This is a genomic window from Streptomyces sp. HM190, from assembly GCF_009857135.1.
In the GTDB taxonomy this organism is placed as follows: Bacteria; Actinomycetota; Actinomycetes; order Streptomycetales; family Streptomycetaceae; genus Streptomyces; species Streptomyces heilongjiangensis.
In genome coordinates, this window is record NZ_CP047318.1 from 3541946 (window position 1) to 3566933 (window position 24988).

The 24988-nt window shown below is 74.3% G+C and carries 20 protein-coding genes; 11 read left to right on the forward strand and 9 right to left on the reverse strand.

From position 1 onward, the window contains the following. Positions 1–176: 176 nt before the first annotated feature. Positions 177–3203, reverse strand: coding sequence for an AfsR/SARP family transcriptional regulator (locus tag GSY65_RS14880; RefSeq protein ID WP_236579794.1), 3027 nt, complete (start codon positions 3201–3203; stop codon positions 177–179). A gap of 462 nt (positions 3204–3665) precedes the next feature. Here GSY65_RS14880 and GSY65_RS14885 point away from each other — a divergent pair, with 462 nt between their 5' ends. The 7 genes from GSY65_RS14885 (at position 3666) to GSY65_RS14915 (ending at position 11846) form a co-directional block, all read left to right on the forward strand. Continuing rightward, a complete protein-coding gene (locus GSY65_RS14885; RefSeq protein ID WP_159768359.1) occupies positions 3666–4886 on the forward strand; it encodes an IS701 family transposase in 1221 nt (406 codons plus the stop codon). A gap of 499 nt (positions 4887–5385) precedes the next feature. After that, positions 5386–7158: an acyl-CoA dehydrogenase family protein gene (locus GSY65_RS14890; RefSeq protein ID WP_159768362.1), complete on the forward strand. Its 1773-nt coding sequence runs from the start codon at positions 5386–5388 to the stop codon at positions 7156–7158. Positions 7159–7160: 2 nt separating this feature from the next. Continuing rightward, a complete protein-coding gene (locus GSY65_RS14895) occupies positions 7161–8057 on the forward strand; it encodes a 4'-phosphopantetheinyl transferase family protein (protein WP_159768365.1) in 897 nt (298 codons plus the stop codon). Continuing rightward, positions 8054–8971 (forward strand): MBL fold metallo-hydrolase, encoded by a 918-nt coding sequence (locus GSY65_RS14900; protein ID WP_328707494.1) that lies wholly within the window; start codon positions 8054–8056, stop codon positions 8969–8971. The genes GSY65_RS14895 and GSY65_RS14900 overlap by 4 nt, the downstream gene beginning before the upstream one ends. Before the next feature lie 19 nt (positions 8972–8990). Next, positions 8991–10583 (forward strand): acyl-CoA carboxylase subunit beta, encoded by a 1593-nt coding sequence (locus GSY65_RS14905; RefSeq protein WP_159768368.1) that lies wholly within the window; start codon positions 8991–8993, stop codon positions 10581–10583. Beyond that, positions 10580–10846, forward strand: coding sequence for an acyl-CoA carboxylase epsilon subunit (locus GSY65_RS14910; RefSeq protein ID WP_159768371.1), 267 nt, complete (start codon positions 10580–10582; stop codon positions 10844–10846). Before GSY65_RS14905 ends, GSY65_RS14910 begins: the two co-directional genes overlap by 4 nt. A gap of 160 nt (positions 10847–11006) precedes the next feature. After that, positions 11007–11846 (forward strand): AfsR/SARP family transcriptional regulator, encoded by an 840-nt coding sequence (locus GSY65_RS14915; RefSeq protein WP_236579795.1) that lies wholly within the window; start codon positions 11007–11009, stop codon positions 11844–11846. Positions 11847–11919: 73 nt separating this feature from the next. Here the strand turns inward: GSY65_RS14915 and rfbH are convergent, their stop codons facing one another. The 8 genes from rfbH to GSY65_RS14955 form a co-directional block, all read right to left on the reverse strand. Continuing rightward, positions 11920–13281: a lipopolysaccharide biosynthesis protein RfbH gene (gene rfbH, locus GSY65_RS14920; protein ID WP_159768374.1), complete on the reverse strand. Its 1362-nt coding sequence runs from the start codon at positions 13279–13281 to the stop codon at positions 11920–11922. After that, positions 13278–14312, reverse strand: a complete 1035-nt coding sequence (locus GSY65_RS14925; protein WP_159768377.1) for a Gfo/Idh/MocA family protein — start codon at positions 14310–14312, stop codon at positions 13278–13280. The genes rfbH and GSY65_RS14925 overlap by 4 nt, the downstream gene beginning before the upstream one ends. After that, entirely contained in the window at positions 14309–15655 is a 1347-nt protein-coding gene (locus GSY65_RS14930) for an NDP-hexose 2,3-dehydratase family protein (RefSeq protein WP_236579796.1), read from the reverse strand. Before GSY65_RS14930 ends, GSY65_RS14925 begins: the two co-directional genes overlap by 4 nt. Positions 15656–15833: 178 nt before the next feature. Continuing rightward, positions 15834–16784 carry a 3-hydroxyacyl-CoA dehydrogenase NAD-binding domain-containing protein gene (locus GSY65_RS14935; protein ID WP_159768380.1) on the reverse strand — a complete coding sequence of 317 codons (951 nt, stop codon included), beginning with the start codon at positions 16782–16784 and terminating at the stop codon, positions 15834–15836. A gap of 37 nt (positions 16785–16821) precedes the next feature. Next, positions 16822–17889: an LLM class flavin-dependent oxidoreductase gene (locus tag GSY65_RS14940; RefSeq protein ID WP_159768383.1), complete on the reverse strand. Its 1068-nt coding sequence runs from the start codon at positions 17887–17889 to the stop codon at positions 16822–16824. A 10-nt stretch (positions 17890–17899) separates the two neighbouring features. After that, positions 17900–18364, reverse strand: coding sequence for a nuclear transport factor 2 family protein (locus GSY65_RS14945; protein ID WP_159768386.1), 465 nt, complete (start codon positions 18362–18364; stop codon positions 17900–17902). 60 nt (positions 18365–18424) lie between these two features. Beyond that, positions 18425–19546: an acyl-CoA dehydrogenase family protein gene (locus GSY65_RS14950; RefSeq protein ID WP_159768389.1), complete on the reverse strand. Its 1122-nt coding sequence runs from the start codon at positions 19544–19546 to the stop codon at positions 18425–18427. A 496-nt stretch (positions 19547–20042) separates the two neighbouring features. Then, positions 20043–20504 (reverse strand): nuclear transport factor 2 family protein, encoded by a 462-nt coding sequence (locus GSY65_RS14955; protein ID WP_159768392.1) that lies wholly within the window; start codon positions 20502–20504, stop codon positions 20043–20045. A 141-nt stretch (positions 20505–20645) separates the two neighbouring features. On the opposite strand from GSY65_RS14955, the gene GSY65_RS14960 reads away from it, so the two are divergent. The 4 genes from GSY65_RS14960 (at position 20646) to GSY65_RS14975 (ending at position 24936) form a co-directional block, all read left to right on the forward strand. Beyond that, positions 20646–21803 carry a nucleotide disphospho-sugar-binding domain-containing protein gene (locus GSY65_RS14960; RefSeq protein WP_159768395.1) on the forward strand — a complete coding sequence of 386 codons (1158 nt, stop codon included), beginning with the start codon at positions 20646–20648 and terminating at the stop codon, positions 21801–21803. A 135-nt stretch (positions 21804–21938) separates the two neighbouring features. Then, positions 21939–22994 carry a hypothetical protein gene (locus GSY65_RS14965; RefSeq protein WP_159768398.1) on the forward strand — a complete coding sequence of 352 codons (1056 nt, stop codon included), beginning with the start codon at positions 21939–21941 and terminating at the stop codon, positions 22992–22994. A 26-nt stretch (positions 22995–23020) separates the two neighbouring features. After that, entirely contained in the window at positions 23021–24022 is a 1002-nt protein-coding gene (locus GSY65_RS14970; RefSeq protein WP_159768401.1) for an aromatase/cyclase, read from the forward strand. Continuing rightward, a complete protein-coding gene (locus GSY65_RS14975; protein ID WP_201452546.1) occupies positions 24019–24936 on the forward strand; it encodes an NADP-dependent oxidoreductase in 918 nt (305 codons plus the stop codon). The genes GSY65_RS14970 and GSY65_RS14975 overlap by 4 nt, the downstream gene beginning before the upstream one ends. Positions 24937–24988 lie beyond the last annotated feature (52 nt).

Genomic DNA, 24988 nt, shown 5'->3' on the forward strand with positions numbered 1-24988 from the left:
CACCGCGTCACGGGCGGGCTTGCCCGCCGGTTTCCCGGTGGGCACGGGCGGCGGCAGACGGGAGCCGTTGCGGGCCCCGGCCTCGGAAGAGGCCGGGGCCCGACGTCCGTTCCGGCACCGGCCGTCCGGTGCCGTGGGCCGGTCCGAGGGGGCCGGTGCGAGGGTTCGGGGCCGGTTCAGGCGAGGTGGCGGGCCTCGTGCGGTACGCCCATCTCGGCGAACAGCTCGTCGGCCCGGCGCCGGTGCTCCTCGGCGCCCGCGACGTCGCCGAGTTCCTCGCCGGCTCGCGCCAGGCCGTGCAGCGCCTGTGCCGTCTCGTAGCGGAACGCGATGCCGGAGGCCAGGTCGTGGGCGTTGCGGTGCCGGTCCCGGGCCTCGGAGTACTTCCCCAGCGCGCGCAGCACGCGGCCCGCGGCGTTCTCCACCGTGGCCCGGCGCGCGGTGGTCTCGGCGGCGGCGAGTTCCGCGGCCCGTTCGATGTAGGGCAGGGCCTGCTCGGGTCGGCCGAGCATCACACAGGCGTCGGCGCAGTACGACAGGATGAGGGCCGTGTTGGCGGGCTTGTTCAGCCGGTCGCAGAGCTGCAGCGCCTCGTCGAGCCGTTCCAGGGCGGTCTTCGGTCTTCGCAGGCCCAGCAGCGCCAGGGCCAGCGTGGACAGGGAGACGATCGAGTTGCTGATCTCCCCGATCTCCCGGTACAGCGCGAGCGAGCGGGCCGCCGCGTCGAACGACTCCTGGTAGCGGCCCAGGCGGGCGTTGACCGAGCTGAGCAGGCCGAGGCTGACCGCCTCCTCCCGCACCTGTCCGAGCTCCTGCTGCAGGTGCGCGGAGCCGGTGAGCAGTTCCAGTGCCTCGGCGAACTTGCCCAGGCTGTTGTAGACCTGGCCCAGCCTGCTCATGCACACGGCCTCGCCGAGCCGGTCGCCGCCGCGGGCGACGTCCAGCGCCTCCCGCAGGTGCGCGGCGGACTCCTCGTACAGGCCGAGGCGCCACTGCCCCATCGCGAGGTTGGTCAGGCTGATGCGCAGCAGGACCGGCTGTCCGAGGCTGCGGGCGGCGGCGACGGCGGCCCGGTTGGTCTCCTGGAGGTCGTGCGGGTAGTTCCTGATGTGGGAGTGGAAGCCGAGGGCGCGCGGCAGGTACGCGGCGTGCAGGAGGTGGCCGTTGGCCACGGCCAGGTCCACCGCGGACAGCAGGCTGTCCCGCTGCCGGTCCAGCCACTGCAGGGCCTCGTCGGCCGTGGCGAAGCCGGGGTGGAGGGGGCGGCCGGGCGGCAGGAACTCCGGGAACCGGGGCCGCTTCGGGAAGAGCGTGTCGCAGGCGCTCTCCGCCGTCAGCACGTAGTGGTCCAGGAGCCGCCCCACCGCCTGGTTCTCCTGCTCCCCGGCCTGTTCGGTGCCGAGGAGGCCGCGGGCGAAGCTCCGGACGAGATCGTGCATCCGGTACCAGCCGGGCTCGCGCTGTTCCAGCAGGTGGGCGTCGAGCAGGTGCTCCAGGACCTCCTCGGCGTCATGGGGGTGGCAGTCGAGGAGGGCCCCGGCGTCCGCGGGGTCGATGTTGCGGCCCGGGTGCAGGCCGAGCAGCCGGAAGGCGGTGCGTTTGCCGTCGTCCATCGCCTGGTACGACATGCGCAGCACGACCGCGACGCTGCGGCCGGTGGAGTTGAGTTCGTCCAGGCGGCGGGTCTCGTCGCGCAGCCGGTCCACGAGGCGCTGGATCGTCCAGTGGGAGCGGTTGCGGAGGCGGGCGGCGGAGATGCGGATCGCGAGGGGCAGCCGGCCGCAGAGCCGGATCAGCTGGGCGCAGGCCTCCGGTTCGCGCTCCACCGACTCCCGGCCGAGGGTCCGGGCCAGCAGTTCGGTGGCGTCGTCGTCGGTCAGCACGTCCAGCGACAGCCAGCGGGCGCCGTCCAGGTCCACCAGGCGGGGGCGGCTGGTGACGAGGGTGAGGCAGTCGGGGGAGGCCGGGATCAGCGGCATGACCTGTTCGGCGGTGGCGGCGTTGTCGAGGACGATCAGCAGCCTGCGCTGCGCGGTGATCGAACGCCACAGCGCGGTACGGGCCGCGGGGTCGTCGGGCAGTTCCTCGCTGGGCACCCCCGCCGACGCCAGCAGCGCGTCCAGTGCGGCGGCGGAGCTCAACGGCTCCTGGCCGGGGGTGAATCCGCGCATGTCGACGAAGAGCTGGCTGTCGGGCCAGTACGGGGCGAGCTGGTGGGCGGCCTGCACGGCGAGGGCGGTCTTGCCGCTTCCGCCCATGCCGTCGATGGCGACGATGTGCGCCCAGACCCCGTCCTTGTCGAGGGCCGTCTCGCGGATCCAGTCCATCTCCGCGACCCGGCCGGAGAAGTCCCGCAGCGCGTACGGCAGTGTGCTCGGCGCCGCGGGCATGGCAGGCGGGGGCGGCGCGGGCACGGCGGAGGGAGTCGACGCGGACGGCGCCGGGAGGGCGGACGGGGCGGCCGGGAGGGCGGGCGGCGTGGTCGGGCCGGGATCGTCCGCCGGCGGGGCGGTGACGGGCGGCGCGGCCGGCTCCCGGACCGGCTCGGGGAGGGCCAGTTCGGGGCTCTGGCGCAGGATGTCCTCGTACAGTTTCGTCAGGGCGCCGCTGGGGTCGATGCCCAGTTCCTCGGCGAGCAGGTGCCGGACGCGCCCGTACTCCTCCAGGGCCTCGGCCTGCCGTCCCGTGCGGTACAGCGCCAGCATCAGCTGCCCGCGCAGGGTCTCCCGCAGCGGGTGCTGGTTGACCAGCACCCGCAGTTCGCCGACGACCGACGACGCCTCACCGGCCGACAGCTGGAGGCTGAACAGCTGCTCGGCGGCGGCCAGGTGCTGCTCCTCCAGCGCCGCCGAGGCCGCGTCGATGACCGAACCGCCGAAGCCGGCCATGACGGGACCGCGCCACAGCTCCATCGCCGCCCGCAACTCCTCGGCGGCCAGGGCCCGGCGGCCCTCCTCCACGGCCGTGCGCGCTCTGCGCAGCCGGGACCGGTACTGGCTGAGGTCCAGCTGGTCCTCGCCCACCGACGCCCGGTAGCCGGGCCCGTCGGTCAGTATCATCCCGGCCCCGCCGGGGATGCGCTGGCGCAGTTCGGCGACGGCCTTGCGGATCTGGTGCGAGGCGCTGACCGGCGGATCGTCGTCCCAGGCGGCCTCCACCAGGCGTGGCACGGGAACGACGCGGTTCGCTTCCAGGAGCAGCATCACCAGGGTGCGCGAACGGAGAGACCCGCCCAGTTTCAGCGGTGAATCCTCGTGCCAGCCTTCGAGAACGCCAAGGATTCGGAATCTCGGGCTCCGAATTTCTGCAGCACGATGTGCCATCTTCGCACAGCCCCCCGTCGACGATCTTTCAGGTCTGATCGACAGCTGCCCGATTCTATGCAGGCTTGTTCGATCACATCAATTGATAGTTGTACGCTCCGCAACCGCGGTGTCACGGTAAACGCTTATTTCCCGTGACGGTCCACCGGGTCAACCGGTGGCCATTTTCCACCCCTCGTTCCCGACCGCCCGTTCTGCCCCCCTTGGCCCGTGACAGCGGCGACTTCCCGCCATGCGGGACCGATGCGGAATCGTGTCGGGAAAGGCTCGGTACCGCCGACGGTCAGTGTGCTTTTTGGCCGGGAGTAGCCGCTCCGGCCGCCGTCCGGAGGGGGAAGGCCGATGTACGACCATCGCGACCACGTCGCAGATCTCTGCTCCAGACTGTTCGCCTCGATGCCGCGGCGCGGCCAGCGGCTCAAGGCGGAACAGTACGTCCGGGCCCTGCTGTCGGTGCCCGGACGCAAGACACTGCGGAACATCGCCGACTGGATGGAGGGCGAGCCCGCCGACCGGGAGCCCGCCAAGCAGAGCGTCCACCACTTCATCAGCAACTCCTCGTGGGACTGGACACGGGTGCGGCACGCGCTCGCCGGGTACGTCGAGGACGCCGTCGCGCCCCGCGCGTGGGTGGTGCGGCCCCTGGTCATCCCCAAGGCGGGGCCGCACTCCGTGGGCGTCGACCAGCAGTTCGTGCCGCACCTGGGCATGACCGTCCACGGGCAGCAGGCGTACGGCGCCTGGCTCGCGTCCGAGCAGACGGCCGTCCCCTGCGACTGGTCCCTGCTGCTGACCCGCGCCTGGCTCGACGACCCCGACCGGCGCCGCCGCGCGCAGATCCCGGCCGGCGCGCTGCCTTCCGGGCCCGAGGAGGTCGCGGGCCGGCTCGCCCTCGACGCGGCCCGCGGCCTGCCGTCGCGGCGGCCCGTCGTGGTCGACGCGGAGGGCCTCGATCCCGTGCGGATGCTGCGGGTACTCGTGCCGGCCGGGGTGCCCGCCGTCGTCCGGGTGCCCGCGTCGACGCCGCTGCGGGTCGACCCCGCGGTCCTGCACAGCTACAGCGAACGTCCGGCCACGGCCGATCAGCTCGTCGCCGGGTGCCGGTGGCTGTGGCGGCCGGCCGAGGGCCGCGGGGTGCGGGCCGCCCTCCCGGTCGTGCTGCCCGCCGCGCCACGGCAGCCGCTGCTGCTCCTCGCCCGCTGGACGGCCGGAACCCGCGGCCCCGACCGCTACTGGCTGGCCACCGCGCCGGACCTCGGCACGCCGTCGGGCCTCGGCACCGCGTCCGGTCCGGGCACGTCCTGGGGCGTCGGCACGGCCGCCGGTCCGGGCGCGCCCAGCGCCGGTGCGCCGCGCCGTTCCGACGAGGCCCCGCTCGCGCTCACCGCGCTGGCCGACACCGTGGAGCTGGCCTTCCGCCGGGTGTCCGAGCAGACGGGGATACGGGACTTCGTGGGGCGCTCCTTCCAGGGCTGGCACCGGCACATGACCCTCGCGTCGGCGGCGCACGCGGCGGCGGTGCTCAGCGACCGCCGGGCCGGGCACGGGGTGCGCGCGGCATAGTCCCGCCCGTCGGCCGGCGTCCGAGGAGTGGGGCACCGGGCCGCACGGCGTCCGCCCGGCACCCGTGCGCCGGTCCGCGCCCCGGTCCGGCACCGGCCCGTTCCCCGGCCGGGCCTGCCGAGCGTCCCGGCCCTCGCGGGGCACGCCGACCCCGCCGCGAAGCCGGGCCGTCGCCCCGGCACGCCCCGCCCCCGAGCCGTTCCTCCGCCCGACCCCGGCATCCGTCCGGCACGCCGACACCGCCGCGAAGCAAACCCGTTGCCCGGCCCGGCCCGGCCCAGACCCGTTGCCCCCACACCACCGCGACCGCCCCCCGTTCCCCCCGGCACACCCCCGCCCCGAGCCGCTCCTCGACCCGCCCCGGCACCCGCCCGCAGCCCCTACACGCACCCGGCGCCCGCCTGTCCCCGGCCGGTCCCCGCGTGTTCGAGCCCAGCCCGAGCCGACCTCCAGCCCCCTCCGCGACGGTTGCGTACGCACCGGAGGCGAGGAGACGACGATGACGGAGGCAGGGCCTGTCGCGGGAGTGCCGGCGGACGCCGTACGGCAGGCGGGACTCCCGCGGCAGGCCCCGCCTCCGCGCGCCCCGGCGGCCCGGCGGGCCGCCCTGGAGGCGGTGCTCGGCGACCCGGGCGACGCGGCGAACCCGCTCGGCGACGCCGGGGTGCTCGCGGCGGAGCGCCGCGGCGACCTGCCGCTCGGCGGCGAGCCGTCGCTCGCGTCGTTCGGGCTGCACGAGGACTTCGTGCCCGAGGGGCACGGCGGGCGCCTCGCGGGCCTGGACGAGGCCGCCGCCCTGCTGCGGGCGGTGTTCCGGCGGGACGCCGCGCTCGGCCGCGGCTACGGCTCCGCGTCCCTGGGCGCCGCGCTGTACGCGTGGTGCTTCGGCACCGCCGGGCAGCGCGCCGCCGCGGCCCGTCTGCTGCTGGCCGGCGAGCGGATCGCGGGCGGCGCGGCCGTCGAGGAGGGCCTGACCGCGACCGCCGCCGACCGGGCGCCGCTGCGGCTGACCGGCCGTACGGCGGCGCTGGTGAACGCCCCCCGCGCCGCCGGACTCGTCGTGGTGCCCCGGCACGCGGGCGCGGGCCCGGACGGCGAGTCGGTGCTGTTCCTGCGCCGCGGCGACCTCCCGCCGGGCGCGGTGGGGCAGCTGTCGCCGTACGACGTCACGGTTCCCCCGCGCATCCCGGCCGGTGAACTGGTGCTGGCGGACTGGGCGGTGCCGGCCGGGGCGGTGATCGGCGAGGCGGGCGACGGCCAGTGGGTCACCCGCCGGGTGGCGCAGGCCCGTCTGCCGCTGCTGCCGTCGATGGCGGTCGGCTGCGCCGACACCGCCCTGCGCACCGTGCTGACGGCGGTGCTGACGGAGCGGGGCGGGGTGCGCCGCATGCGCTCCCGGGTCACGCGCCGCACCGTGGTGAGCGCGTTCGCGGACCTGCTGGCCGCGGACTGCCTGTCGCTGGTGACGCTGCGCTCGCTGCACCTGATGCCGGAACGGTCGAGCATCTGGTCGGCCGCCGCCGGGTACCTGGTGCTGCGGCTGCTCCAGGAGGGCGTGGGCGACCTGATGACGGTGCTGGGGACCGACTCGCTGCGGGACGGGGACGGGCTCGGCACCTTCCACAAGCAGGTCCGCGATCTCGCGGGGATGCCGCCCGGCCCCGCCGGATCGGCCGCCGCCCTCGCCACGCTGCTGCCGCAGCTGCCGACCCTGGCGCGACGCTCCTGGACGGCGCGGGGGCGGCCGGCGCCGGAGGCGCTGTTCCGGCCGGACGGGCCGGTGCCGCCCCTGGCGGGCGCGCGGCTGAAACTGGCGGCGGCCGACGACGGCCTGACGGTGCTGCTCGCACAGGCCCGGGACGGGCTGGCCGACGAGGGGATGGCGGACTGGCCGGTCGCGCTCTCCGACGAACTGGCCGCCCTGCGCGAGAGGTGCCGGCGGCTGCCCGAGCTGGACCCCGCCGTGCTCGCCAACCCGCGCGGCTTCGCCCTGGGCGAGCGCTACGCGCTGCTCGCCGCGGCCGCCGCCTGCCTCGGGGTGTGGCGTGCGGCCCGCCGCGCGGGCACCGGCGGGTTCCTCGCCGAGCAGGCCTGGCTGCTCACCGCGCTGGGGCGGATCTCGGTGCGGCTCGGGCTGCCGGTGCCGGCCGCCGCGTCCGACCACGAGGACGTGATGCTCGCCGAGGCCGTACGGCGCTGCCGCGAGGGTCACAGCCTCGATCTGTACGACACCGCGCTGGGCACACCGGCCCGGCACCGCGAGAAGGGATGAGCATGTCCGTACGCCGTGGTCTGGCAGGGCCGCCCCCGCTGCGCGTCGCCTCCCCCGACGGTCCGTGGGAGGCGCTGCGCGGCGCCGTCCGCGACGGCGGGTACGGGCTGGCGTACGGCCTGGCGGGCGATTGGGCGCCCGCGGCGCGCGGTCCCGCGCTGCGCGCGCTCCTCGGTCACGAGCACGGCCGCTACCTGGCGCTGAACGGCGAGGAGGCCCGCACCCGGTTCGCCGTGTCGCGCCTGCTGCTGAAGCACGCGGCGGCCGCGGTGCTCGGCGCGGACCCGGCCGACCTGGAGCTGGCCCGCCGCCCGAACGGCCGCCCGTACCTGCGGGGGTGCGGGCGGCTGGACGTGAGCCTCAGCCACACGGGCGACGTCGTCGCGGTGGGGCTGAGCCGGCTGGGCCCGGTCGGCGTGGACGTCGAAACGCAGGGCCGGACGGCGTACGGCACGGGCCTGGAGGAGGACGTGTGCACGGCGCACGAGCGGGCGGCCCTGGGCTGGCTGCCGGAGGAGGACCGCAACGCCGCGGTGATCCGGATGTGGACGCTCAAGGAGGCCTACACGAAGGCGCTGGGCCTCGGGACGCGCCTGTCGTTCCGTTCGTTCGGGTTCACCACCCCGTCGACCGGGACGGCCGCGCCGCGGCTGCTGGGCACGGACGGGCTGCCCGCCGACGACGGCGGCTGGCACTTCGAGACCCACACCGTCGACGACCGGTGCACGCTCAGCGCGGCCGTGGGGCCGGCGCCCCGGGCCGCCGCCGGACCGGTGGACGCGTCCGGGATGGTGGACGACGGCCTGATGCGGGCGGTGGTGACCTGCTCCCGCAAGGACGCCCTGGCCACCACCGGCGCCGACCGGGACGGCGACGGCACCGCGGGGAGGCCCGCGTGAACGGGCACTCCCCCGCGGACGCCCGCATGGTCGAGATCGGCGACGGGGTGTACGCGTACGTCCAGCCCGACGGCGGCTGGTGCCTGAACAACTCGGGGCTGATCACCGCCGGCGGCCGGCCCGCGCTGATCGACACGGCGGCGACCGAGGCGCGGGCGCTGGCCCTGAGGGAGGCCGTCGCGGCCGTCGCACCGGGTCCCGCCCGCTATGTGGTCAACACCCATCCGCACGGGGACCACACCTTCGGCAACCGGTTCTTCGCCGACGAGGCGGTGGTGATCGCCCACGAGGCGACCCGTGCCGAGATGGACCTGGCCCAGCTGCATCTGACCGGGCTGTGGCCCGAGGTGTGCTGGGGTGATCTGGCCGTGGAGCTGCCGACCCTGACGTTCCGTGAGCCGGTGACGCTGCATCTGGGCGACGTCCGGGCCGAGTTGACGCATCCGGGCGTGGCGCACACCACCAACGACACCGTGGTGTGGCTGCCCGAGCAGGGGGTGCTGTTCGCGGGCGACCTGGTGATGAACGGGGCCACGCCGTTCTGTCTGACCGGGTCGGTCGCGGGCACGATCGACGTCGTCGGCAAGCTGCGGGCGCTCGGCCCGCGGGTCGTCGTGCCCGGTCACGGACCGGTCGGCGGGCCGGAGTTGCTGGACACCGCCGAGCAGTACCTGCGCTGGGTGCAGGACTTGGCGGGGCGGGGCCGCGCGGCGGGCCTGACCCCCCTGGAGACGGCGCGCGAGGCCGACCTCGGCCCGTACGCGGAACTCCTCGACAGCGAACGGCTGGTGCCGAACCTGCACCGGGCGTTCGCGGAGGCCGCCGGAGCGCCGCCCGGCCACCCGCTCGACATCGGACTGCTGTTCTCGGAAATGGTCGAGTTCCACGGCCGGCTCCCCGAATGCCACGCGTGAGAGACCGAAAGGGGCAGAAGTGAGTGTCATCCAGGAGACCGAGGAAGCGCCGGCCACCGCCGGCACCACCCGGGCACGGGTGGAGGAGCTGGCCGCGCTGCGTGCGGCGGTGGTCGCGGGGCCGGGCGAGAAGGCCACCCTGGCGCAGAGGGCGAAGGGGAAGCTGACCGTACGGGAGCGGCTGGACATCCTGTTCGACGAGGGCTCGTTCGTCGAGATCGAGGGGCTGCGCCGGCACCGCGCCACGGGTTTCGGGCTGGAGGACCGCCGCCCGCACACGGACGGCGTGGTCACCGGCTGGGGCACGGTCGACGGCCGTCCGGTCTTCGCCTACGCCCATGACTTCCGGATCTTCGGCGGCGCGCTCGGCGAGGCCCACGCACAGAAGATCCACAAGCTGATGGACCTGGCGGAGTCCGCGGGCGCGCCCGTCGTGGGGCTGTGCGACGGCGCGGGCGCCCGCATCCAGGAGGGGGTGACGGCGCTCGCCGGGTACGGCGGCATCTTCCGCCGCAACGTGCGCAACTCCGGGGTGATCCCGCAGATCAGCGTGATCATGGGGCCCTGCGCGGGCGGTGCCGCCTACTCCCCCGCGCTGACGGACTTCGTCTTCATGGTGCGCGGCACGTCACAGATGTTCATCACGGGTCCCGACGTGGTGCAGGCGGTCACCGGCGAGCAGATCACCCACGACGAGCTGGGCGGCGCCGACGTGCACGCCGAGCGGTCCGGGGTCGCGGGGTTCGTGTACGACAACGAGGAGTGCTGTCTGAAGGACGTGCGGCACCTGCTGTCGTTCCTGCCCTCGAACAACCGGGAGATGCCGCCCGGCGCGCCCACCTGCGACCCGTCGGACCGGCGTGTGGAGGCGCTGGTGGACCTGGTGCCGGCCGACCCGAACCAGGCCTACGACATGGCGAAGGTGATCGAGGAGATCGCGGACCACGGGGAGGTCTTCGAGGTCCACGAGCGGTGGGCGCCGAACGTGATCTGCGCGCTGATCCGGATGGGCGGCGAGGTGGTGGGCGTGGTCGCGAACCAGCCGCAGCGGATGGCCGGGGTGCTGGACATCGAGGCCAGCGAGAAGGCCGCCCGCTTCGTGCAGATGTGCGACGCCTTCAACATTCCGCTGGTGACCCTGGTGGACGTACCGGGGTTCCTGCCGGGCGTGGACCAGGAGCACGGCGGCGTCATCCGGCACGGCGCCAAGCTGCTGTACGCCTACTGCAACGCCACCGTGCCCCGGGTCCAGCTGATCCTGCGCAAGGCCTACGGCGGCGCCTACATCGTCATGGACTCGCGGTCCATCGGCACGGACGTGTCGCTGGCGTGGCCGATCAACGAGATCGCCGTGATGGGCGCGGAGGGCGCCGCGGGCGTCGTCTTCCGCAAGCGGATCGCGCAGGCCGACGACCCCGAGGCGATGCGTGCCCGCCTGGTCAAGGAGTACAAGGAGGAGCTGATGCACCCGTACTACGCGGCGGAGCGGGGGCTGGTCGACGACGTCATCGACCCGGCCGACACCCGGTCCGTCCTCATCCGCACCTTGGCGGTGCTGCGCTCCAAGCACGCCGCCCTGCCCAGCCGCAAGCACGGGAACCAGCCCCAGTGAGCGCCGACGGCACGCCCACCGGGCCGGAGGCGGGGACACGGGCCGTTCTCGGCGGCGCGTCCTGGCGGATCACCCGCGGCGATCCCACGCCGGAGGAACTGGCCGCGCTGGCCGTCGTCCTGACCGCCCGGCTTCGGGCCGCCCAGGGCGGCGAGGGCGCCGCGGCGCCGCGGCGCGGCGCGTCCTGGGACGGCTGCCCCGGGCGCCGCCCGGCGCCCGCCTGGACCGCGCGCTCCCTGCCGGGCTGGCGCCCGGCCGCCTGACGCGTCGTCAGACATGCTCGGCGCAAGGTGAACAGGGCGAGAGTGACACTCTCGCCCTGTCGGCGTAGGGGGGCACCTCGTACCACGCCTACCGTTCTGGTCATCACCTCACAGAACGCGGCAACCGGCATTCTTCGCCCCCACCTGAAGAGGAGCTAGCGTGGTGCGGTTCAACCTCATAGGCCCGTTCGAGATCGTCGCGCAGGACGGCAGATCGTATCTGCCGAGCACGCCGAAGGTGTGCCAGACACTGGCGTTGCTGCTGACCCGGGCGAACGAGATCGTCACGTCCGACTCCCTCATCCACGAGCTGTGGGGCGAGAGCCCGCCCCGCAGCGCCGTCACGACCCTGCAGACGTACGTCTACCACGCCCGGCGGATGTTCGTGGCCGAGCACCTCGTCCCCGCCGAGCGGCCCCTGCTGGTCACCCGTGCCCCCGGCTACGCCGTCCAGGTCGAGGACGACGAGGTGGACATACGGATCTTCGAGCGGCTGGTCGCCGAGGCGCACAGCGACCTCGGCGCGCACCGGTACGAGTCGGCCGTCCGCAGGATCGACGCGGCCCTGGAGCTGTGGCGGGGGCCCGCCCTGTCCAACATCCCCGCCGGTGACCTGCTCACCGGCCACATCGTGCACCTGGAGGAACTGCGCATCCGGGCGCTGGAGATCCGGATCGAGGCGGAGGGCGGGCTGAACCGGCACCGCGAGTCCATTCCGCAGCTGCGCAAGCTCGTCAACGACTACCCGCTCAACGAGTGGTTCCACAGCCGGCTCATCATGGCGCTGGGCTCCTCGGGGCGGCGCGCGGAGGCCCTGCAGGCGTACCAGAACCTGCGGCGCATCCTCGCGGACGAGCTGGGCCTGGAGCCCTCCGCGGACCTCCAGCGGCTGCAGCTGGAACTGCTCGGTTCCCGATCGGACGGCGGGACGCGGGGGACCCCGCACTCCGGTTCCGGGAACACCGCGCAGGGTCCCGCGCGGCTGCCCGTCTTCACCTGAGCGCCTTAACGCGTCCGCCCCCGCCGGCCCTGGGCCGGCGGGGGCGGACGTCTGTCGGGGGGAGTCGTGCGGCTCAGGACCTCTTCGCCGCGAAGTCGCGGACACTCTCGGCGATCCAGTCGACGCGCTGCTCGTCCAGACCCGGGTAGACGCCCACCCAGAAGGTGTGCTCGGCGACGAGGTCGCTGTTCTCCAGGGAGCCCACCACGCGGTGGGGGCGGTCCTGGTAGGCGGGGTGCCGGGTGAGGTTCCCGGCGAAGAAGCGGCGGGTGCCGATCCTGCGGGCCTCCAGGAAGTCCACCAGGTCCTTGCGGGTGAAGCGGGCCTCGGGGCGCACCGTGAGGGCGAAGCCGAACCAGCTGGGGTCGCTGTCGGGGGTCGCCTCGGGCAGGATCAGGCCGGGCACGCCGTCCAGTCCCTCCCTGAGGCGGCGCCAGTTGGCGCGGCGGGCGTCGCCGAAGGCGTCCAGCCGGCGGAGCTGGCTCAGACCGAGGGCGGCCTGCAGGTCGGTGGCCTTCAGGTTGTAACCGACGTGGGAGAAGATGTACTTGTGGTCGTAGCCGTGCGGCAGGGTGCCCATCTGGTAGTCGAACCGCTTGAAGCAGCGGTTGTTCTCGCCCGGTTCGCACCAGCAGTCCCGGCCCCAGTCGCGCAGTGACTCCACGATCCGGGCCAGCGACAGGTTGCTGGTGAGGACGCAGCCGCCCTCCCCCATCGCGATGTGGTGCGCCGGGTAGAAACTGGTCGTGGCGATGTCGCCGAAGGTGCCGGTGAGTTTGCCGCGGTAGGTCGAGCCGACGGCGTCGCAGTTGTCCTCGACCAGGAACAGGTCGTGTTCCTCGGCGAGCGCGGCGATCTCCTCGACGGCGAACGGGTTGCCCAGGGCGTGGGCGATCATGATGGCCCGGGTGCGCGGGCCGATGGCCGCGGCCACCCGCTCCGGTGTGGTGTTGTACGTCGGGATGTCGACGTCGACGAAGACGGGCACCAGGCCGTTCTGGATGATCGGGTTCACGGTGGTCGGGAAGCCGGCCGCGACGGTGATCACCTCGTCGCCGGGCCGCAGCCGGCGGTCCTCCAGCAGGTGCGAGGTGAACGCGGACAGCGCCAGCAGGTTCGCGGAGGAACCGGAGTTGGCGAGGTGCGCCTTGCGCAGCTTGAAGTAGCGGGCGAACTCCCGCTCGAAGCGGCGGGAGCTGACCCCCGACGCGATCCGCATCTCCAGCGCGGCCTCGACGAGCGCCGCCCGGTCCTCGGCGTCGAAGACGGCGCCGGAGGGCCACACCTCGGTCTCGCCGGGCACGAACGCGCCTCCCCCGCCGCCGTGCTGGTCGCCGTGGGCGTGGTAGTCCCGGACCTGTTCCAGGATGCGGGCCTTGGCCGTCGCCCGTTCCCGCTTGGCCTCGGGGGAACCGGTCACCAGGGTCTCGGTCATCGTGCATCGCCTCCCACGGCGTACTGGGCCTGTCGTTGGATGTCGGCGGTGAGCTCCGCCTGTCGGGTACTGGTCGCGCCGGACGTACCGGTCCCGGCGCCGTCGCCGGTCGGGACGCCGGTCGGTTCGCCGTTCGCGCCGCCGACCGCGCGGGCGAACGCCTCGACCCCGCCGAGGCACTGGTCGTACGGCTCCAACTCGTGCCGCCGGACGCCGTCCGGGCCCTCCAGCAGCAGGACGGGGCGGTGGTCGGGGGGTGGGGTGAAGGCGTGGTCGAGGCGGAGCCTGCCGGTGCTGCCCAGCACCTCGTAGCGGGACGTGTACCGGTGGTCCATCCCGAAGGTGAGCTGGGCGGTGGCGCCGTCCGTGTCCCGGCACAGCAGGGCGGCGCCCGCCACGTCCACGCCCCGCCCGGGATCGGTGCGCAGCACCGCGCCCGCGACCCGCAGCCGTGGACCGAGCAGCAACTGCGCGGCGCGCAGCGGGTAGACGCCGACGTCGAGGAGGGCGCCGCCGCCGAGGTCGGCGCGGTAGCGGATGTCGGCCGGGGGCCGCGGGGGGATGGTGAAGGCGGCCGAGACCGCGCGGACCTCGCCGACGGCGCCCCGCGCGATCAGGTCGAGGACGGCCGTGTGCTGCGGGTGGTGGACGAACAGGTAGTTCTCCCGCAGCACCAGACCCGACCGCCGTGCCAGGGCGACCAGTTCGGCGGTCGTGCGGGGATCGGTGGTCAGCGGCTTCTCGGCGAGGACGTGCTTGCCGGCCTCCAGGGCGGCGCGCACCCAGTCGGCGTGCAGCGCCGCCGGCACGGGCACGTACACCGCGTCCACGCCGGGGTCGGCGAGGACCGCCCGGTAGTCGGGCAGCGCGTCGGCGCCGTACGCGGCGGCCAGGGTCCTCGCCCGGTCGGGGTCGCGGCTCGCCACGGCGGTCAGGGTGATGCCGGGCGCGCGGGACACGGCGGGCAGGATCCGGCGGACGGCGATGTCGGCGGCGCCCAGCAGGCCGAGCCGTACGGTGCGCCCGGTCATCGGTCCCGCTGCCGCAGGAAGCGCAGGCAGGTCAGCAGGTTGCGGGCCTCGACGTTGACGTGGTTGGAGTACCTGAGGAGGCTGCCGAGCTGTCCGGGCGTCATCCAGACGTGGTCCTCGCCCGCGTCGAGCGGCACGGTGTCGTCGGCCTCGACGGCCAGGTAGCGGTTCTCGGCGTGGTGGAAGCGGCCGCCCTCCTCCGAGTGCACCACGTCGAACAGGATCCGCGACGGGTCCGCCGTCAGGACCGTGTCGAGGAAGCGGGGCCGCTCCTCCTCGGGGCGGCCGTCGTGGTTGGCCGGGTTGCACTGCACGGTGGGCGCCATCTCGGCGACGTCGCGGGAGCCGGCCTCCGTGCGGGCGTTCACCAGCACATGGCGGCGGCCGTCGATCCGCCGGGTGAGGAAGGCGATCACACCGCGCCCTGCGGGGGCCAGCATCGGCTGCGACCAGCGGGCCACCTCGCGGCCGTCCGCCTCGACGTCCACGCCGATCACCGAGAAGTAGCGGCCCTCCTCGTGGACGATACGGTCCCCGGTGTGGGTCCAGCCCTTCACCTCGGCGAGCGGAACGCGCCGCCGGTGCAGGTCCTGCGGAGCCTTGACGTCGGTGAACCAGCTGAGCAGTTCGGTCATCGAGTGCCGGCCCCGGTCCTCGGCGCCGGGCCCGCCGAAGTCGTCGGGCCAGGGCTGCGGCAGGCCCGACAGGACGGTGCGGGTGTCCATGTTGACGATGTTGTCGAGGGCGAGCAGGTCCCCGATCTGCTCCAGGGTCAGCCAGCAGAAGCCGTCACGCGGCGGCACGTCCTCGTCGGGGGGCAGCTCCACGATCATGTTGCGGTTGCGCTTGCTGTGGAACCAGGAGCCCTGCTCGGACTGGAGCGCGTCGAACAGGACCCGCCGCCGGGGCGGCGCCAGGAAGTACTCCAGGTACGGGACGGCGCCGCCCTGGTGGACGCGGGTGAAGTTGGACCGGGTGGCCTGCACGGTCGGGGACATCTGCAGGACGTTGATGTTGCCCGGCTCCATCTTGGCCTGGAGCAGGAAGTGCCGTACGCCGTCGAAGTCCTTGACGAGGACGCCGAGGACGCCGACCTCGGGCTGCACGATGATCGGCTGGGTCCAGGAGCGGGTCTCGCGGCGGCCGGTGGTGATCTCGACGCCCTCGACGGTGAAGAACCTCCCCGTGCGGTGCCGCAGGTTGCCGGTCTCGGGGTCGGCCGCCCAGCCGTCCAGGGCGTCGAGCGGCACGGGCGTCACGCGGTGCCGGTGGGTGCGGTTCCGTTCGGCGAACCAGTCGAGGAACTCCGACGTCTGTCGGAAGCGGAACACAGTGGGGAACACGGTGGGGCCCTCCCGGTCGGCTGCTGTGCCGCCAGCATTCGGCACGGCGGTAGAAGGGGGCTCGAGGTCGGGGCGCGGCGAACGACCTGGGGTTCTCAGGGAGAAACAGGACCGGCGGGTGCCGTGGTGGCACCCGCCGGTGGGGGGCGCGGGCCGGTGCGGCCCGCGCGGCCGTCGTTCAGGACTGGCGGTCGCCGACCTCCGCCAGCGCCCTGAGGACGGCGGTCTGCCGGGTGTCGCGCTCGCGCACCAGGTCCTCGTAGGACGAGCCGCCGTACACCTGCTCGGCCTGCTCGATGAGGGACTGGATCGTCGCCTCGTCCAGGGTGGGGCGGCCGAGCAGCTCCCAGCCCTTCTCCAGGCCGGAGCCGAGCGTGCCGAGCCACTTGCGCAGACCGCCGGTGCCGCCGCCCAGGTGGAAGGCGAGGAAGGGGCCGACGGTGGCCCAGCGCAGCCCGATGGAGTGCGTGACGACGCGGTCCAGCTCCTCCAGGGAGACCACGCCCTCCTTCACCAGGTGGATCGACTCGCGCAGCAGCGCGGACTGCAGCCGGTTCGCCGCGAACGCCAGGACCGGCTTGCGCAGCACCACCGGGACCCGGCTCACCGACTCGAAGAACGCGACCGCCTCGCGCACGGCCTCGGGGGAGGTGCGCTCACCGGCGACGACCTCCACGAGGGGCACGACGTGCGGCGGGTTGAACGGGTGCCCGACGACCAGACGGGCGGAGTCGGCCATCAGGGCACCCATGTCGTCCGGGTTCAGGGTGGAGGTGGACGACAGGAGCAGCGCGTCGGGCCGGGCAGCCTTGCCGATGCGGGCGAAGAGTTCCTGCTTGAGTTCCAGGTTCTCCGGCGCGTTCTCCACGACGACGTCGGCGTCCGCGACGGCACGCTCCACGTCGGGCTCGAACTCCAGGCGCTCCGCGAAGGAGGCCGGGTCCTCGGTCCCCTCGGGGAGGAACGGGGCGAACAGGTCGAGGGCGTCCTGGACGATGCGCGGCGCCTCGGGCCTGCGGCTGTTGACGCGGACGCGCAGTCCGTGGCCGAGGAACAGCGCGATCCAGCCGAGGCCGATGGTGCCGGCGCCGACGACGGTGACCGTCCGCGGCTGTGCTGGGGGCGTCATGGGTGGGTGCCTCGCTTCGGTGTCGACGGGCCCGCGGTCATCGGGCGGCGGACAGCTTCGGGATGACCTGCTCGGCCATCAACCGCATGGTGGTGGCGGCGTCCTCGAAGGACAGGTGGCCGGAGTGGACGCCGAGGCTGATGGTGATGTCGTCGCCGAACCACTCGGCGATCTGCTCCAGTTGGGCGCGAACCTGGTCCGGGGCGCCGATGAGGAGCTTGTTCTGCGCGAGCTTCCCCTCGAAGTGCGAGGTCCTCGTGGCCTCGACGAGCTTCTCGTAGCCGGGGTAGGCGGAGCTGCGCGTGGTCTCCCAGGAGGCGACGGCGGCGCGGATCGCCGCGGTGTTGCGGTCGTCGTCGAGGCGGCCCTTCGTCCGGGCGGAGTCGCCGTCCTCGGACACCACGCACGGGTAGCTGAAGTGGATCTGCTCGGTGCCGGGGGTGCGGCCGGAGGCGGCCCACTCGGCGCGGTAGACGGCGAGCCGGCTCTGGAGCTCCTCGGTGGACATCACGTTGGGCACCGTCTGCAGGTGGTGCCCGGCGCGGCCCGCCTCGGCGCACGACTCGGCGCTGCGGGCGGTGGTGACGAACACCGGCGGGTGCGGGTCCTGCACCGGCCGGGGCAGCAGGGTGACCGGGCCGAAGCGGTGGAAGCGGCCCTCGACGACCACGTCCTCCTCGGCCCACAGCCGTTTGACGGCCTCGACTCCCTCGGTGAAGCGGTCCTTGGACTCGTCGATGGGGATGCCGAACGCCTTGAACTCGTCGGGCAGGAAGGCCCGGCCGAACGCGGCGTCGACCCGGCCGCCCGACAGGGCGTCGAGCATGGCCAGCTTGCCGGCGAGCTTCACCGGGTGCTGGAAGGCGGGGATGGTGGCGCTGGTGCCCAGCCGTACCCGGCGGGTGCGTCCCGCGGCGGCCGCCAGGAACGTCACCGGGTCGGGGCTGTAGCCGCCGTAGGCGAAGAAGTAGTGCTCGACCATCTTCACGTGGTCGAAGCCCAGTTCCTCGGCGAGGTCGACCAGGCGCAGCGCCTCGTCGAAGTACTGCGGGGCCGGTTTGTCGGCCGGGCCGACGGTGGGGAAGAAGACGATGCCGAACTTCATCGTGTGCTCCTCAGTCCCGGGCCGAGCCGTCGTGGGTCAGGTCGCGCTGCCGCACCTGCCAGGCGCCGTTCACCCGGACGAGGTGGTCGTGGCAGACGACGCTGGCGAAGATCTCCAGCTGCCCGCCGCGCGGGGTGCGCATGGCGAGGGCGTACGCGCGGGTGCGCACCGAGCCGTCCTCCTGGGGGCGGACGTCGAGCATGCCCAGCCAGTGCCGGAAGTCGATCTTGTCGGCGTCGAGCCGCTCCTGCCGTGCCCGGGACGAGGCGCGGATCGTCTCGCGGCCGCGCAGCGGCTCGGCCAGCCGGCTGGCCTCGGCGAAGACCGCGTCGGTGGTGAAGGTGTCGGCCCAGTCGTCGGGCCTGCCGTCGTCGAGCAGGCCCATCTGGCGGGCGTAGAACTGCTGGATCTCCGCGTACAGGTCGGCCGGGGCGAACGGCTCTGTCGCCCGGTCCTGGGTGGTGGGGTGGCTCATGCCAACTGCCTTCCGTAGGTCGTGTGACAGGTCGGTACGAGGACGGGGCGGCGTCGGGCGTCAGCCGGCCGCCGGCTCCAGCAGCCGGGCGCCGTAGGCCGCGCCCGCGGTGTCGAAGCGCAGGGCGACATGGCTGGCCAGGCAGTGCACGTCGCGCCAGATCCGCTGGAGGGGGTGGGCGGCGAGCTGGCCGGTGCTGCCGACGGTGCGGAACAGCCGGCCGACGACGTCGACGAGCTGGTCCACGGCGTGGGCGCAGTCGGCGGGGTTGCGCACCTGCTCCAGGGGGGTCGCCGCGGGGGCGTCGGCGACGCGGGCCGCGCGTTCCAGCAGCAGCTGGGCCGCGTCGACGGTGACGGCGGCGCGGGCGAGGGCGGTCCGGGGGCCGGTGTTGTGGTCGTCGGTGTCCATCGCCGTGTGCTCGGACCACACCCGCAGCGCGGCGCGGGCCGCGCCGAGCGCCGGGGCGGCGAACAGCAGGCCGCTGACCAGCCGCAGCGGGACGGTGTGGCAGCGGGCGGTGGAGGCGACGGCCCGCCCGGCGAGCATGGTGTCCCGGGGGAAACCGCGGTGCCGGGGGACGAAGACGTTGTCGGCGGCGAGGGTGTGGCTGCCGGTGCCGCGCATACCGATCGCCGACCAGGTGTCGCTGACCTGGTAGTCGGCGCGGGGCAGCGCGAAGAACCAGGGCACGTGCCGGTCGTCCTGCGGCACCAGCGCGCACACCAGCGCCCAGTCGGAGAAGCCGACCGCGCTGGTGAACTCCCACTCGCCGGTGACCCGCCAGCCGTCCGCGACCTCCGTGACCGCGCCCCTCGGCATGAGCGCGCCGACGACCACGGTGTCGGGTCCGTGCTCCCACAGGTCCCGCTGGCCCCGCTCGGGCAGGTAGGCGCCCATGCGGGCGGCGCCCGCGGTGACCGACGCGCACCAGGCGGCCGAGGTGCAGCCCTCCGCCAGCGCGGCGACCGCGTCCAGCAGTTCCCGGGCGCCGCCCTCGGCGCCGCCGAACCGCGCGGGCACGAAGTGCCGGGCGAAGCCGGCGCGGACGATGCCGTCCGTGACCGCCGGTGCCAGTTCCCGGTCGGTGTCCGCGTCGGCGGCGTACCGCGCCGCGGTCGCGGCGAGGTCACCGGCCCGCTCCGGCAGACCGGTTCGGCTGGTTGTCGACTGGCTCGGCATAGAACCCACTTCCTCACCCGGTGATCTGCTGGAACACGTCCGGCACCGCCGCACGCCGCCCACCGTGCGCGGGCTCGCTGGAACCGGTCTCGAACCGTGCTCGACGGGGCGGCCGGCCCGTGGCGCGGTCGGCCGCCCGTGGCGCGGTCGGCCGCCCCTGGCGCGGCTGGACGGCCCACGGTGGCCGCCGGGGATCGGGGGCCGGTCCAGGACGTCTTGAGGCGCGCTCGAACGGGGGCCGGGGGGCCGACGGACCCACAGGCCGGGGGCCAGGGGCCAAGGGCCGAAGGGCCGACGGACCCACAGGCCGAGGGCCGAGGGCCGAGGGCCGAAGGGCCGACGGACCCACAGGCCGAGGGCCAAGGGCCAAGGGCCAAGGGCCGACGGACCCACAGGCCAGGGGCCGAAGGGGCTCGGCGAGGGCGGCGGGGCTCGCCGGGCCGGGGGCCGGCGAAGCCCGGCGGGGCTCGGCGGGCCTGGGGCGCCGTCCGGGGGCTCAGCTCCCGGGCCGGCCGTCGGGGACGAGGCGGCGGTGGCGGACCAGCCAGCCGGAGCCGTCGCGGACCAGCTCGTCGTGGCACACCAGGGAGCCGCGGATGTCGAGGGCGCCGCCGCGGGGCGTGGCCATGGCCAGGGCGTAGTACCGGGTGCGCACGGAGCCGTCCCGCCGCGGCCGGACGTCGAGCATGCCGAACCAGTGGCGGAAGTCCCAGCCCTGGGCGGCGATGTGGGCGACCCCGGCGGCCACCGAGGCGCGGATGGCCTCACGGCCGACGTCGGGGGTGTCCCCGGCCAGCTCGATGACCGCGTCCTCGGTGAACGTCTCCGCCCAGGCCTCCGGGTCGGCGCCCGCGCCCTCGATGAGGTGCATCTGCCGGGCGTAGAACTGCTGGATCTCGGCGTGGAGCGAGGCCGGCGCGCAACCGCCGGCAGGTGTCGGGAGCTGGTCCGTGGACATCGGTGAGTGCCTTTCCTCGGGCGGTGGCCTGGGCGGCGAGTGTCGGAGCCGGCTCTCGAGCACGGGTTGAGCCGCCCCCGGCACCGTCACGGCAGCGGAGTCCACCGAAGACCCGATGTCCACGGAAACGAGGTAACCGCCATGCGCGTGCTGTTCAACGTCTCACCCGGCCTCGACCACCTGTACCCGGCCCTGGGCCTGGCCTGGGCGTTCCGTACGGCCGGCCACGACGTGGCCGTGGCGACCGCGGGCGTCTCCGTCGACGCCGCGGCCCGGGCGGGCCTGACCGTGCGGGACGTCGCCCCGGACGCCGACTTCAGCTCGGTGTTCCCGAAGAAGGGCACGCCCGAGGAGCGGGTCCGGACGATGCGGGAACGCGGCGCCGAGATCACCAGGTCGCAGCGGACGCCCGAGATCATCCTGGAGAAGTTCGGCCTGATCAACGACATGATGGCCGACGGGACGCTGGAGTTCGCCCGTAGCTGGCGCCCCGACCTGGTCGTGTACTCCCGGCTGCAGGGCACCGCGCTGCTCGCCGCCCGCGACCTCGGCGTCCCGGCGGTGGAGAACGGCTTCAGCTTCCTGCGCGAGGGCGACCTGCCGTCCCGGATGCTCCCGCACCTCGCTCCGACGTTCGAGCGGCTCGGGGTGCCGGTGGAGCTGCCGTTCGTGCAGCCCGTGTACTTCGCGCCGCAGAAGCTGATGCGCGGCGAGGGCGAGGGCTGGTCGATGCGGTCGATGCCGTTCCAGGGCGGCGGTGTGCTGCCGGACTGGCTGGCGGCGCCGAAGGAGCGGGCGCGGATCGTGGTGACCCTCGGCACCATCGTGCCGGGTGTGGCCGGTTCGGGCAGCCTGCGCAGTGTGCTGGACGCCTCCGCGGGCCTGGACGCCGAGCTGGTCCTCGCGCTCGGCGACCACGTCGACCTGGCGCCGCTCGGCACCCTCCCGGAGAACGTCCGGCCGGTCGGCTGGACCCCGCTCAGCTCGCTGATGCCGACCCTCGACGGCGTCGTCCACCACGGCGGGTGCGGCACCATGCTCGCCGCCGCGCAGGCCGGCGTGCCGCAGCTGGCCATGCCGTACGGGGCCGACAACTGGATCAACGCCTCGATCATCGAGAGCGAGGGCATCGGCTTCGACCGGCAGCCGGAACAGGTCGACGGGGCCGTGCTGCGCGCCCTGGTCGAGGACGGACCGGTCCGCAAGAACGCCGCCGCGCTGGCCGAGGAACTGGCCCTGGAGCCCGGCCCGGACCGGATGGTGGAGCGCCTCGTCGAACTGGCCGCCGGCCGGCTCTGAACCCCCGTACGTCCGGCCGCGGATCCCCGGCGCCCCACGACCGGCACTCGACCTGCACGCGACCGGCACTCGACCGGCGGTGGAGGGGGCGCCGAGAGCATCGGCCGCATCTGAACAGGAAAGGCAGGCACAACCGTGAGAACCCAACTGTCGCCCACGGCCGCGCGCGGCCTCGGTGTCGCCCTGGGCACCGTCGCCCTGACGGCCGCGACCGCGTTCCCGGCGGGAGCGAGGACGGCCGTCACCGACCTGGGCACGCTGCCCGGCGGCACGACCAGCCTGGCGTACGCCGTGAACGACGCGGGCACCGTCGTCGGCTCCGCGACGAACGCCGACGGCGTCAGCCGACCGGTCCGCTGGAGCGCCGACGGGCTGATATCCGACCTGGGGACGCTGCCGGGCGACGTGTCCGGCACGGCGTACAACATCAACCGCGCGGGTGTGGTCGTGGGACGCTCGGTCGGCGCCGACAAGGCCGAACACGCGGTCCGCTGGACCCCCGACGGACGCACGGCCCAGCTGGCGGGACTCCCCGGCTCGACCCGCAGCAGGGCCTACGGCGTGAACGCGCGCGGGATCGCCGTGGGCTTCTCGGCCACGCCGGAGCTGGTGTACAAGGCGCAGCGCTGGGACGTGGACGGCAAGGCCACGCATCTGCCGCCGCTGCCGGGCGACGTGTCCAGCGCCGCCGCGAAGATCAACGACAGCGGGGCGGCCGTCGGCTTCTCCGGCACCTCGGACGGCAAGCAGCACGCGGTGCGCTGGAACGCCGACGGCACCCCGGTGTCCCTCGGCGGCGTCCTGCCCGGTGACGACTCCAGCCAGGCCAGCTGGATCAACAACCGCGGCGTCATGGTGGGCAACTCCTACCGGGCGGGCAAGGGGTACGACGGCCCCTTCCACGCGGTCAAGTGGTCGCGCTCGGGCACGGCGGTCCCGCTGAGCCCGCTGCCCGGTGACACGGGCTCCGCGGTGTACGGCATCAACGACGCCGGTGTCGCGGTCGGGTTCTCATACACGCCGGGCGGGGTGTTCCACGCCGTGCGATGGTCGCCCGGCGGCCAGGTCACCGACATCGGCGCGGCCGTGGCGGGACCGAGCGAGGCGTACCTGCTGAACAACGAGGGCGTCACCGTCGGCTATCTGACCACCGATCAGGGCGTGGTCCGCGCGGCCCGCTGGAGCGGCTGAGCGGCCCCCGACGCGAGGAGGAGCACATGGCATCGCCTCAAGCGGTGAGCGAACGGCACGAGGTCACGGTGAAGGCGGCGGCCGGCGACGTCTACCGGCTGCTGGCGGATCTCGACGCCTGGCCGCGGATCTTCCCGCCCTTCGTGCACCTGGAGCGGCTCGGTGCGGCGGACGGCTACGAGCGGGTCGGCATGTGGGCGCTGTCCGGGGCGGGTGAGCCGGCCGGGGGCCGGATCGAGCACTGGGTGGCGCTGCGCCGTACCGACGAGGACGCGCTGCGCGTCGAGTTCCGGCCGGAGCGCGTCGAGCCGCCGCTGGAGTCGCTGTGCCGCACCTGGTCCGTGGAGGCGGCCGGCGACGACCGCTGCGTGGTGCGGCTGGAGCACGGGTACCGGCTGACGGACGACGACCCGCGGGCCGCTCAGGCGGTGCGGCGCACCACCGAGGAGATCGCCCACAGCGAGCTGGCCGCGGTGCAGACGGCCGCCGAGATCGCCTGCCGCTTCCCCGAGCTGCTGATGACGGTCGAGGACGCGGTGGAGATCGACGGGTCGCCCGAGGAGGTCTACGACCTGCTCTTCGACGCGGGCGGGTGGCCCTCGGTGATGGCGCACGTGGTCCGGGCCGATGTGCGCGAGAGCGGTCCCGGGGCGCACGTCCTGGAGATGGAGACGCTGGAGCGGCGCGGCGGCCGGTTCACCACGCGCACCGCGCGGGTGGGCCTGCCGCACCACGCGATCGCGTACAAGCAGCTGCTGCTGCCGCCGCTGGGCAGTTCGCACCACGTGCGCTGGCGGATCGGGGCCGGTCCGCACGGTTCGACGACGGTGACGTCGCGGCAGACCGTGGTGATCAGGGAGTCCGGCATCGCGGCCGTCCTCGGGGAGGGCACCGGGCTGGAGGCGGCGCGTACGTTCGTGCGGGCCGAGCTGAGTTCCAAGGTGCGGCTGATTCTGGACGCCGTGAAGGAGCGCGTCGAGTACAAACGGCAGCACGATCAAGGCGAGCGCAGTGGAAAGGACGCATGATGCGAGCGGCGACGTTGTCCTCGTTCGGGCCCCCCGAGGTGCTGGAAGAGACGACGCTGAAGGAACCGCAGGCCGGGCCGGGCGAGGTCCGGCTGCGGGTGAGGGCGGCCGGGGTGCTGCCGTTCGACGTGCGGGTGCGTGGCGGGTGGACCCCGCCGTTCATCAAGCGCGAGTTCCCGATGGTGCTCGGCAACGAGTTCGCCGGGGTCGTCGACCAGGCGGGTGAGGGCGTGACGGCGTTCGCGCCCGGCGACGAGGTCCTCGGCTACAGCGTGCTCGGCGCCTACGCGGAGTACCTGACCGTGCCCGCCGACCAGATCGTCCGCAAGCCGGCGGACATGCCGTGGGAGATCGCCGCCGGTTTCCCGGGCAACGGGCAGGGCGCGCACATGGCGCTGTCGACCGTCGGGGTGGAGCCGGGTGACACCGTCCTCATCAACGCGGCCGCCGGCGGCTTCGGCACGTTCGCCGTGCAGCTCGCCCTGGCCTGGGGCGCGGGCACGGTCATCGGCACGGCCAGCGAACGCAACCACGACCATCTGCGGGCCCTGGGCGCCGTGCCGGTCACCTACGGCGAGGGGCTGGAGGAACGGGTGCGGGCCATCGCGCCGGACGGCGTGGACGCGGCCGTCGACGCGGCCGGTCCCGAGGCGCTGCGGGCGTCGGTGGCGGTCGCGAAGAACCGCGACCGGGTGGTCACGATGATCGCCACGGAGGAGGCCGAGCGCCTCGGGCTGCGGGACGTGGCCGGTGCCCGGTCGGCCGAGCGGCTCGCGGAGCTGGTGGACCTGTACATCGCGGGCAAGGTGACGATCCATCTGCGCGCCACCCATCCGCTGGCCCGCGCCGCCGACGCGCACCGGGACGTGGAGAGCGGGCACGGCCGGGGCAAGGTCGTGCTGACCGTCGACTGAGCGCGCGGCGGGCGACCGGTCGCGCACCGCACGCCGGTCCGGTGAGGGGGCG